Below are 10,802 nucleotides of genomic sequence, written 5' to 3' on the forward strand. Positions count from 1 at the left end.
CAGGCCCGGTCCGGGTGCGGTGTGCGTCGGAGGGCGGAACCATCTGGGCAGTCTATCCGCGCGCCCAGTTGGGGCCGGCCCGCCCTCAGACGCTGAACAGCTGCCGGTCCGCCGCCAGGGCGAACGGCCCGTCATAGGTCTCGCTGATGCCGGTCAGGTCGGCCTCGGAGAACACGCCGGCCATGTGGCTGACCACCACCTTCTTGGCCCCGGCCGCGGCGGCGATGCGTCCGATGCCCTCCGGGGAGGTGTGGCTGGACTCCAGGTGGTGCAGGAACTCCTCGGTGAAGTCCTGGTCCCGGTAATAGTCCATGTTGACGACCTCGTGGACGAGCAGGTCCGCATCCCGGCTCAGGGCCACCATGTTCGGTGTCTCGGCGGTGTCCCCGGAGAAGGCGATCACGCCGTGCTCGGACTCGAACCGGAAGCCGAAGGCGGGGAAGACCGGCAGGTGCTCCACGAGCGTGGCCTGGACCCGCACCCGGTCATCCTCGTAGACGGTGAAGGGCTCCATGTCCGGGACGGGGTTCCGGTCCGGATCGGCTCGGGGCCGCCGCGGCAGCTCGATGTCCACGCCCTCGAAGAGCTCATCGAGGGGGATGCGGGCCTCGTCCGTGGTGCGAATGTTGATGTCATAGGCGTTGGCGCGCATCAGGTTCCTGATGACGTCCTGCATGCCGGTCTGGGGCGGGGAGACGACGTTCTTGATGCCCCGGGGCAACCTAGCCCGTCCCGGACCCATGATCCCCACGCGGGAGGTGACGCCCTGCACGGGGGTGTCCCAGTTGTAGAGCATGTAGGCGCTCAGCTCGGAGATGTGGTCCGAGTGCAGGTGTGTCACGAATGCCTGGCGCAGCTTGTTGCCGGTCAGACCGGCCTCGCTGGCCTGGCGCGGCATGCCCAGCCCGAAGTCCACCAGGTAGTGCAGTCCATCCACGACGACGGCGCTCGCGATCCCGTGGCGGGTCCCGCGGATCGCGGGGCCGGCCGCCGTGCCCAGCGTGATCAGGTGCATGCCGGTGTCCGGCACGGTCTGCGGTGAGGCCAGCACCGGTTCAGTGTCATCAGCGGCCACGGCAGCACCGACGCCGAGGAAGGGGGCCGCCAGGGCGGCAGCTCCTCCGGCACCGAGGAGGGTGCGGCGGGACGGGCCGGACGGGCGGGGTGGGGTAGGCATGCTTCCTCCATGGAGTGGAACCGGATCAGGGAGCACCACCGGAGGAGGTGATGTGCCTCACAAGACGGAACCACTATGGACGGAGTGAGGGGTCTCCACAAGCCGTGTTGCCGAGGATAAAGCGGACCGAGGCGGGGTGCCGGACAGGTTCGGGCGAGGTTCAGGTGACGCTCAAGCGGGACGGTCCGGGCCGGCGTCGGGCTTCTTCGATTCGATGACCGGGGGCTCCTGCGCGTGCTGTGCCCGGGTGCCGGCTGTGCCGTCCACCAGGTCGGCGAGCTTGCCCGCGGCCTCGGCCAGGGCGCGCAGGCCCCGGCCGGTCTCCTCGCGGCCGCGTTCGGCGAACAGCCGGGCGGTCTTCTGCAGGTCGGCCGGGCTCTGATTGTGCTGCCGGAACTCGTTGAGCTTCTGGGTGGTGGTCTCGGCCGTGTGGCGGATCTGATCCCAGGCCTCGGAGGGATTGCCGGGCAGGGTCGGCCCGGTGAGGGGCTTGGGCGGCCTGGTCGGCTGGGGCTGCTGGGCCGCCGGGGCCGGATCGGCCGGATCGGCCGGATCGGTCGGATCGGTCGGAGGGTCGGGCGGGGTGCTGGGCAGGTTCTGCTCTGGCTCCGAAGTCATGCCCGTGAGTCTAGGGGGTGGGGTCGGGGCGGCCACAGGGGCCGGCCTCGGATGGTGCGGAGGCGGAACCGGCATCGGTGAGGCGCTGGACCAGGCGGTCGAGGGTGTCGTGGATGGCCTGGCGCCGGTGTGCTGGGTCGTGAGGGGGTTCGGGATGGTGGATGGAATGCGGGGGAAGCAGTTCCACCGTGGTTCTCCTGGGGTGCGGAGGGGGAGGTGACGGGGATGGTGAACGGCGGTGGCGTCCGCAGGGGGATGATGCGGACGCCACCGTCGAAACGTGAGACGGTGCGCTATGGCGCTATGGCCGGACGGTCACTGGATGAGCTCGATCCCGTCCACCAGGAAGGTGGGAACGGTGGTGGATCCGCCGATCTGGGTGTCGTACGAGAACGACGGCCCGACGGTGGCCAGGACGAAGACCTCGTCATCGGCTACGAAGTCACTGAGGGCCTCGCAGCCGGCGGTCCCGTCCTCGCCCATGAACATCGAGTTGTGCTCGTAGTCCCAGGTGTCGGCCATGTTCGTGTACGCCGTGTTGCCGCGGAAGATGCAGTCACCCGTGGCGGCGTCGAACTGCGTGATGTTGGCGTACACCTGCACCTGGCGGCCGAGGTGGCTGTCCGGATTCTTGGTGATCAGGGCCAGATCCCGGGCACCGAGCTTCTCGTAGTCTGCCGGTTCGGCCGGAACGTCGGGCTCCACCGTTGGGGTTGGGGTTGGAGTCGGCGTGGGTGTGGGCGTCGCGGTAACCGAGTTCGCTGACGGCGTCGGTGCGGTCGTGGACCGGGTGGGCGTGGGCGATGGCGTGGTCTCGGCGTCCACGCGCTCAGCACTGCGCGTGGAGGAGGGGGACTAGTCCGCCGTTGCCGTGACGGGGTCCTCGCCGCCACCACTCAGGGCGCTGCCCAGGGGCGGCGACCACGACCGCGATGGCCAGGCCGAAGGCCCACCAGCGCCGGTACCAGGGCTTCTGCGGGTCTGCCGTGCCGGCGGTGTGCTCGGTGCCGTGAGACGGATCGGGGTTCTGGATGGAATGCGGGGGAAGCTGTTCCACAGATGATTCTCCCCGGGGATGGAAGGGTGCCCTCGTCCCGCTGGCCGGAGTGCCAGAGGAGTCAGGTGATGACGAGAAGAAAGCTACGGATAGCCACGGACAAAATAAGGGAATTATAGAAACTACATTGGTGTGATTTAGGGGGCAGTCTTTCAGGGAGGGAACATTCGATTAAGTCTCACGCTGAGGCCCAGGGTTCTTGACTGACCTTCGCCGGATACCGGTCCCGCCGCATCACGGATGAGCACCGGTTGGTCTACAAGGTCGCCGACGGTGAGGTCCGCATTGCTGCCTGCCCCTACCGCTACGGCTGAATCGGCCTCTCTCACCACTGGATCGCCCTCGGAGCTAGGGCTGAGGGGCCTGCGTGCATAGGTGTTGAATCCGGTCGCACGGTTCGGCCCCAACACGGCTACCGAATCCCGCAACTGATCCCGCACCTGGCCCGGTGCTGGCGAATGCGGTGCACTGACGGTATGTTCGTACTATCACATGCCGACTGACCACTGTAGTGGCATGTCACAGATCTAGGAGTTCTTGGTGGTTGTTGAATGGCCAGTGCCGAGTGAAGCGGCCCCGGAACTGGTGGTCGGTCGTGAGTACGGTCGAGGCGGAGGAAGAGTTCGTGGGGAGCCTCCTCAGTTGCGAGATCCTGCGGGGTGCGTGCTGATGAGGCGCCAGAGTCACAGCAGCAGAACATGGATGTGATCGGGGGGCGGCGCATGCCGCTATGGGTGACCACCGCGGTACTCGCCCTGAGTGGGATGGTGACGTCACTGACGTTTACGCTCACCATTGCACTGGTTCCTGCCCTACCCTCCATTCTTGAGGTCTCTTCAAACGACGCATCATGGGTCATCACAATTACGCTGCTGACGAGTTCTGTAGTGACGCCGATCCTCTCAAGGATGGCGGACATGTACGGCAAGAAGAAGATGTTGATCGCGTCGTTGTCCACTCTCGTCATCGGTTCGATCATCGTCGCGACTGGCGACACCTTCTGGACCATGTTGGTGGGACGAAGCTTGCAGGGGTTCGCCCCCTCACTCGTGCCCATCGGAATCAGCCTGCTCCGTGACATCTTGCCGAGAGAGCGGATTTCAAGTGCGGTCGCGATGATGAGCGGGACCGTTGGGGTCGGGACGGCCTTGGGCCTGCCGATCTCAGGATTCCTTTACGAGCACTTTGGCTGGCAGGCGGTGTTCGTCTTCACGGCAGTCCTTGGGGCGGCTCTCGTGGTTGGAATTCTGTTCATCGTTCCCGAGTCGCCGGTCCAGTCGCCCGGCGCGTTCGATTGGACTGGAACTCTGCTCTTCTCGGTAGCGCTGACAGCTTTGCTGTTGGTGATTTCCAAGGCTGGCCAATGGGAGCTCGCGGTCATCCTGGCGATGGTAGGCGTCGTCGCCGCTGGATTTCTCACCTGGGTGCCACAGCAGCTCAAGGCCAATAATCCCATGGTCGATCTACGCACCATGACGCGACGACCGGTACTCCTCACGAATATTTCCTCGTTCTTCGTGACGACCGGGACATTCGCCAACTACTTGATGACCCCGCAGGAGATACAGGCACCGATCGAGAGCGGCTACGGGCTGGGGGAGTCTGCACTCGTTGCTGGACTGGCGATGATTCCAGCCGGTGTCACCCAAGTGGTGATCGCTCCGCTGTCAGGCAGACTGCTCGACGCATGGGGTGGCCGTACCGTTCTGCTCGCGGGTAATGCCTTCATGGTCTTCGCGTACCTCTACCGCATCTTCTTCGCTGATGCACTCTGGATGGTCATCCTGGGCTCAGTACTCGTGTCCATCGGCACGGGGCTATCATTCGCTTCGATGCCTACGCTCATCATGGCGTCGGTCCCGCGTACCGATACGGCGGCTGCGAATGGGATCAACTCATTGATCCGGGCGATGTCGATGTCTGTGACGAGTGCGTTAGTGGCCCTGCTTGCGACAGTCATGGCAGTTTCTGTATCCGGACAGGAGTATTTGTCTTCGAATGCCATGGTGTTCTGCTTTGCCGTTGCGGCTGCGAGCGGGCTGGTGGGAGCTGGCGTGGCGTTCTTCATTCCCGTCGACACCCGCACCCTTGAATCAGACTGCATTCAGTCAGCGAAGACGGACGCGGGTCATGGGGTCGCCCTGATCACTGGTCGAGTGACAGTCGGAGACGGGGTCGGGCTGGTCAGGCCGCCGCTGGTGAATCTGTTGACGCTCGATGGCGCGCAGGTGGACTGGGCCCGAGCTGATCTCCAGGGCAGGTATTCCGCCGTCCTGCCGGGGCCCGGGCGCTACCTCATGGTTGCGAACACGGCAGGCTGGGCGCCTCAGACGCAGCTCATTGACGTACATGGGGCTGAGACCGTCATTGACATCACCGTGACGAAGCAGCTGGTGCTTCGTGGACGGGTGACAGCGGACGGAGGGCCGCTCGAGGGAGCAGTGATTGTCCTGAGTCGCAGTGAGGGGGCGCTAGTTGGATCTGTCCGAACCGACGTCCAGGGCAGGTATGAGGTTCAGCTTCCGCCAGTGGGGCCTCACATCGTGACTGCCATCGACTCTCAAGCCAATCGGGCCCACTCAAGGAAGCTTGTCATCGGGGTCCAGTCGACGGTCTGCGATCTGAAGTTTCAAGGACTTGCGTCACAGTAGTGAAAAAATCACCATCTCGTATTACAGTAAGATGATCAGTTGGCAATCGTGGTTCGGACCATGTGCGCTAGCGGCGAGTGGCTCTACAGAGCGGGAGGTCGGATTGCCGAAGACGACATGCGGAAGCGGAGTGAACATGGCTGAGCGTTTCGAGGTTCTCGCATTCCGGTACGGCCGCCTGCGGACGGAGTGGAATCAACTATTCGTTGATGAGATGGCGTCCCGTTCGGGCCAGACCGAGATGGCGTACTATTTCTGGCTCGCCTTCAATGACGAACGCCTGATCCTGATCGACACGGGATTCCACCCCGCAGTAGGTCAGCGCCGTGGGCGGGAACTGCTGATCGAACCGCTCGCGGCACTCCAACGAGCAGGAGTCCATCCGGATGACATCACCGATGTGATCCTGACGCACTTCCACTACGATCACATCGGCAACGCTCGGGAGTTCAAGAAGGCGCACTTCTACACGTCCGAGGCCGAGTACGACTACTGGGTGACGCAGAATGGCCTGCACAACGGTGAAGCACCCGTTGAATCAGACGAGTTGGCCGTGATCGAAGGCATCCGTGCCGAAGGGCGGCTCACTCTTCTGCCAGCAGAAGCGCCGAGCGCCGTTGTCGGCGGAATCCGGAGCTTGCCGTTGCGCGGTCATACGCCCGGACAAATCGGGCTACAGGTTCCGACTCGCGGCGCTCCGGTCTTCCTCACGTCCGACGCGGCCCACACCCAGGAGGAGATCGAGAGGGACGCACCCTTCCACGTGTTCACGGACCTTCGCCAGATGAAACAGAGCATGGCGGCCGTCCGAGCGATGGTCGATCGACAGGAGCACATTCTGGTTCTCGGGCACGAGAAATCTGTCGCCGAGGATTTCCCACTGTGGCGCAGCACTGACGGCATCTACCAGGTCTCGCCCGTCGTCCCTGAGGTGCAGGGCACGAGCGACCACACCATTCATTCCGCGGAGTCGAGCAAAGGAACTGGCGCATGAAAGCAGCGGTCGTCCACACGTGGGGAGGGCCAGAAGCCCTCAAATACGAAGAAGTAGCCGATCCGATCCCGGGCCCAGGTCAGGTCCTGGTCTCACTCAAGACGGCTTCCGTCAACTATCACGACGTACTCGTCCGGCAAACCGGACGAGGTCTCGATCTCCCGAATATTCTGGGCATCGATGGCGCCGGAACCCGGGAAGACACGGGAGAAGAAGTGGTTCTCTACCCTGCCTTGAATTGGGGAGATGACCCGGAGTTCTTCGGCCCGTCCTTCGAGGTGCTCGGGGACGCATCCGACGGAACCTACGCAGAGAAGATCGTAGTTCCTGAATCCAGCGTCTTTCGCAAGCCCGCTTCCCTTTCATGGGAAGAGGCGGGCGCGTTGCCGATCGCAGGCCTGACTGCCTTCCGGGCCTTGTTCACACGGGGCAAGCTCGAAGCAGGCGAGGCCGTCCTCGTACTCGGTGCTGGCAGCGGCGTTTCAACACTTGCCGTCTCGTTTGCCGTCGCCGCTGGCGCGAGGGTATTCGTGACCTCCTCAAGTAGCGAGAAGATCGAAAAGTCCGTCGAGTTGGGCGCTGAGGGTGGGTTCCTCTACACCGATCCGCAATGGGTAGAGCAGGTCCAAGCCGGGACAGGTGGTGTGGATCTCGTCATCGACGGCGTCGGTAGTTCTCTGCAGGACGCTGTCGACAGCCTCAGGATGGGCGGACGCGTCGTTGTGTTCGGTACATCCGGCGGCGGAGAAGCGACCGTGGGCATCCCGAGCATCTTCTTCGGTCAGAAGTCCGTAATCGGTACGACTTCAGGGAGTCCATCAGAATTCCAGAGAATGCTGAGCTTCGTTGATGCCCAGGGGATCAAACCGGTCATCGACAGCGTGTGGCCCCTGCATGAAACGGCTGCAGCACACAGGCATATGGAGGGGCGAAAGCACTTCGGAAAAATCGTTCTGCAAGTCTCATGATCCATCCCTCGTTCGTGCCGGCACCACCGATCGTCTCCAAGAAGAGGAACCATGACTGAACTCTCAGCACTGCAAGAAGACCCTCGGCTCATTCGAGTCTTCCTTGAGTCACCACTCCTGGAAGAGCGTAAGAGGGCGAAGCTTCCGAGCCTGAGGTTCGACGCCTTGCTGGTCGACTTTGAAGACAGTGTTCCACCACACCGCAAGCGCGAGGTTCGCGAAGTCGCGCGACAGATCCTGTCAGCGCCAGCCGAGGAACGGCTCCATGGAATGTTGATTCCCCGGGTGAACCCCATCGGGTCGGGTTTCTTTGAAGAGGATATTGCGGCCCTGGCTGACCTTGACATCACTCACATCGCCTACCCCATGCTGCAGGACGTGGAAGAACTCGACGCCGCTCTCGAAAAGATGAGTGCGATCGGTATCCAGCCGAAGATCTTCGCGAGCATTGAGACTGCCCGGGGTGTGCAGAACGTTGACGCGATCGCAGCACACCCGAGCGTATGCGCTCTTCTGTTCGGGCCATCGGATCTAGGCCTTGATATGGGAATCCCGTTAGCTGCAGCGAAGGACATCACCGGACCAGCCCTGTATTACCAGCGTGCCAGGGTCATCACGGCCGCAGCGGCAAACGAGATCGCCGCGATCTCGATGGCCTTTCCGGCCCGGCTTAAGGACCTAGAGCAGGTGCGGGAACATGTTATTCACGGCCGGAACCTCGGTCTGACCGGCATGATGGCATTTTATCCGCCGCATCTCGAAATCATCGACGACGCCTTCACGCCGTCGACGGGGCAGGTCGAGAAGGCTCGTGAATCCGTTGAGGTCTATGAATCCGCCGCAGCCCAAGGAAGAGCACAAGCCTATCTTGCGGACGGCGAACTCGTCCTGGCCTTCGACTATGAACAGTCAAAAGAAGTATTGCGTAAGCACGGACTCTTTGAGCGGGGCAATTGAATGAGCAGAGATCTCCTGACGTCTGAAGACGATGAACTGCAGCTCTACCGGCATCCGGACGGAATCCTTGAAATCCGGATGAACCGTCCCGAAGCGCGCAACGCATTGAACCAGAATCTTCGTGACAAACTCTTCGCGGCCTACCGCAAGTTCGAAAGCGAGGACGAATGGAACGTCGCCTTGCTCACCGCGGCCGGAAAGGTCTTCTGTGCGGGGGGTGACCTCAAGGAGATGGCAGAGAATTCCTTGACAATTCCCGGACGAGACTTCGCACCCTGGTTCGGAATCAACATTGACGTGACGAAGCCGCTGATCGCAGCTGTCCAAGGTGCCGCCCTTGCCGGTGGGTTTGCCATGATGCTCAACGCGGATCTCGTCGTGGCGTCAGAATCAGCGAGAATCGGCATCACGGAGGCCAAGGTCGGACGCGGTGCACCATGGTCTATCCCGATGGCGCCCCAGGTACCTCAACGGGTGATGGCCGAGATGCTCATGACAGCCGAACCGATCTCAGGAGCACGGGCGTATGACGTTGGGTTGGTCAATCGGGTCGTTCCAGACGATGACCTCTTTGACACAGCGCTACAACTGGCGACGACGATTGCGCGGAACGCACCGCTCTCGGTTCGTGCAGGAAAAGCAACCGTCCGACTGGCGCACGAGTACAACCGTGAGGAAGCCATCGAGCGGGCCTTCCCCCTTTGGGATCACGTGTATCTGAGCGATGACGCTCAGGAAGGCCCTGCCTCCTTCCGCGCCAAGCGGCGGCCCGTATGGCAGGGACGATAGCCCTCCAGGCCCGGGCAATTCAGGCAGTACAAGTATTTTCGCACCACGAAAGGAACCACACCATGGCATTCGATGAGAACGACATCGACGACGTCCGGTCTGCAGTCCGCGAGCTGTGCACCGAATTTCCGGTGGAGTATTGGGAGGAGAAGGACGCGAAGGGAGAATTTCCGACAGAGTTCCACAAGGCATTCGCGGAGGGCGGGTGGCTGGGGTCGGTTGCGCCGGAAGAGTACGGCGGCGGGGGTGGAGGCGTGCGCGTCGGTGCCACGATTCTCCAGGAGGTTGCCCGCTGCGGGGCGCTCACTGCATGCAGTACGGTCCACATGCCCATGTTCATCATGAGTTCCCTCGCGGAATTCGCGTCTGAAGAGCAGAAGAAGCGGTACATTCCGGAAATCGCTGAGGGCCGCATGCTCGCAAGCTTCGGTGTCACCGAACCCGACGCGGGTACGGACACCACGAAGATCAGCACGCGTGCTGTCAAGGTTGATGGTGGATATATTGTCAACGGTCAGAAGACCTGGAACTCGGGAGCGATCGAGGCCGATCGGATTCTACTTCTGGCGCGTACCAGTCCTCGTGATCCGGAAAAGAAGACCATGGGCATGTCCCTCTTCTTCGCATCATTCGACACGCCGGGCGTGACCATCAAGCCTATTCGCAAGATCGGTCGCAATGCCGTGGCCTCGTGTGATGTCGTGTTCGAGGACTTCTTCGTTCCGGACGAAGATCTCATCGGCGAAGAGGGGCAAGGGTTCCGCTACATCCTGAGCGGCATGAACAGCGAACGGATCTACATTGCCTCCGAGGCTCTGGGCATCGGCAAGTGGGCCTTGGAGCGTTCGGTAAATTACGCGAAGGAACGGATCATCTTCGATCGGGCGATCGGACAGAACCAGGCAGTGCAACACCCGCTCGCACGCAATTACATGTCGCTGGAAGCTGCTCAGCTGGCAGTGAACGCGGCGATCGATGCCTTCGACTCGGGCGTAGACCCCAAGCGTGCTGGTGAACTCGCCAACATCGGCAAATACCTCGCGAGCGAGGCCGCTTTTCAGACGACGGACGATGCCATGCAGACGCATGGCGGATACTCCTTCGCGCGTGAGTACCACGTCGGTAGGTACTGGATCGAGTCGCGACTCATGCGAATCGCTCCGGTGAACAACCAGATGGTGCTCAACTTCATCGCAGAGCATGTGCTCAAGCTTCCCCGTAGCTACTGATTCTGGGGTGAGAGATACGGTCTTCCTGCGGCGACGCGGCGGAAGCAAGAGGTCCTCGCAATACCGGAGTTCTAGGTAGGTGCTAGCAAACGCTCGGCTGGAGATCTCCGGCCGAGCGTTTTGCGTGTCTGGGCTGAGTCTCTGCTAAACGTGATAAAGGCCTTCAACAGGGCAGTAGCTATCGGGATCCTCGTGTGGGGTGTCATCTACGCGCCCAGTCCCGAGTGGACGCCCAAAGGCACGCTCTTCGAGGACGGCGCGGGCAGCTTTGACGGACTGAGGGCAGGTATGGTCGGGGAGCCTCACAGGACGAGTGGCGGATTCGCAGAGCGTGATGATCGTAGTCTGGTGCCGTTCCTGGG

13 protein-coding genes are annotated in these 10,802 nt (G+C 62.2%); 9 read left to right on the forward strand and 4 right to left on the reverse strand.

Annotation, left to right across the window (positions count from 1 at the left end; genetic code table 11):
• Positions 1 to 85 precede the first annotated feature (85 nt).
• The 4 genes from AB0K08_RS12490 to AB0K08_RS12505 all read right to left on the reverse strand — a co-directional run bounded on the left by AB0K08_RS12490 (position 86) and on the right by AB0K08_RS12505 (position 2,500).
• Positions 86 to 1,177, reverse strand: a complete 1,092-nt coding sequence (locus AB0K08_RS12490; RefSeq protein WP_363354916.1) for an MBL fold metallo-hydrolase — start codon at positions 1,175 to 1,177, stop codon at positions 86 to 88.
• Between the two features lie 171 nt (positions 1,178 to 1,348).
• Positions 1,349 to 1,795, reverse strand: coding sequence for a hypothetical protein (locus tag AB0K08_RS12495; protein ID WP_363354918.1), 447 nt, complete (start codon positions 1,793 to 1,795; stop codon positions 1,349 to 1,351).
• Between the two features lie 10 nt (positions 1,796 to 1,805).
• Complete coding sequence (locus AB0K08_RS12500) at positions 1,806 to 1,982, reverse strand: hypothetical protein (protein ID WP_363354920.1); 177 nt, start codon at positions 1,980 to 1,982, stop codon at positions 1,806 to 1,808.
• A 128-nt stretch (positions 1,983 to 2,110) separates the two neighbouring features.
• Complete coding sequence (locus AB0K08_RS12505) at positions 2,111 to 2,500, reverse strand: hypothetical protein (RefSeq protein WP_363354922.1); 390 nt, start codon at positions 2,498 to 2,500, stop codon at positions 2,111 to 2,113.
• A gap of 31 nt (positions 2,501 to 2,531) precedes the next feature.
• Between AB0K08_RS12505 and AB0K08_RS12510 the strand changes: the two genes are divergently transcribed.
• From AB0K08_RS12510 to AB0K08_RS12550, 9 genes are all read left to right on the forward strand, one after another.
• Complete coding sequence (locus AB0K08_RS12510; RefSeq protein WP_363354924.1) at positions 2,532 to 2,654, forward strand: hypothetical protein; 123 nt, start codon at positions 2,532 to 2,534, stop codon at positions 2,652 to 2,654.
• Between the two features lie 401 nt (positions 2,655 to 3,055).
• On the forward strand, positions 3,056 to 3,166 hold the full coding sequence (locus AB0K08_RS12515; RefSeq protein ID WP_363354952.1) for a type II toxin-antitoxin system YoeB family toxin: 111 nt from the start codon (positions 3,056 to 3,058) through the stop codon (positions 3,164 to 3,166).
• Positions 3,167 to 3,511: 345 nt separating this feature from the next.
• A complete protein-coding gene (locus tag AB0K08_RS12520; RefSeq protein ID WP_363354926.1) occupies positions 3,512 to 5,503 on the forward strand; it encodes an MFS transporter in 1,992 nt (663 codons plus the stop codon).
• A 136-nt stretch (positions 5,504 to 5,639) separates the two neighbouring features.
• Entirely contained in the window at positions 5,640 to 6,497 is an 858-nt protein-coding gene (locus tag AB0K08_RS12525) for an N-acyl homoserine lactonase family protein (protein ID WP_363354928.1), read from the forward strand.
• Complete coding sequence (locus AB0K08_RS12530; protein WP_363354930.1) at positions 6,494 to 7,465, forward strand: zinc-binding dehydrogenase; 972 nt, start codon at positions 6,494 to 6,496, stop codon at positions 7,463 to 7,465. The genes AB0K08_RS12525 and AB0K08_RS12530 overlap by 4 nt, the downstream gene beginning before the upstream one ends.
• A 51-nt stretch (positions 7,466 to 7,516) precedes the next feature.
• A complete protein-coding gene (locus AB0K08_RS12535; protein WP_363354932.1) occupies positions 7,517 to 8,422 on the forward strand; it encodes an aldolase/citrate lyase family protein in 906 nt (301 codons plus the stop codon).
• Positions 8,423 to 9,211 (forward strand): enoyl-CoA hydratase-related protein, encoded by a 789-nt coding sequence (locus AB0K08_RS12540; protein ID WP_363354934.1) that lies wholly within the window; start codon positions 8,423 to 8,425, stop codon positions 9,209 to 9,211.
• A gap of 62 nt (positions 9,212 to 9,273) precedes the next feature.
• A complete protein-coding gene (locus AB0K08_RS12545) occupies positions 9,274 to 10,440 on the forward strand; it encodes an acyl-CoA dehydrogenase family protein (protein WP_363354936.1) in 1,167 nt (388 codons plus the stop codon).
• Between the two features lie 150 nt (positions 10,441 to 10,590).
• On the forward strand, positions 10,591 to 10,802 hold a 212-nt coding region (locus tag AB0K08_RS12550), incomplete at its 3' end, for a hypothetical protein (protein ID WP_363354938.1).

The organism is Citricoccus sp. NPDC055426, assembly GCF_040677445.1.
In the GTDB taxonomy this organism is placed as follows: Bacteria; Actinomycetota; Actinomycetes; order Actinomycetales; family Micrococcaceae; genus Citricoccus.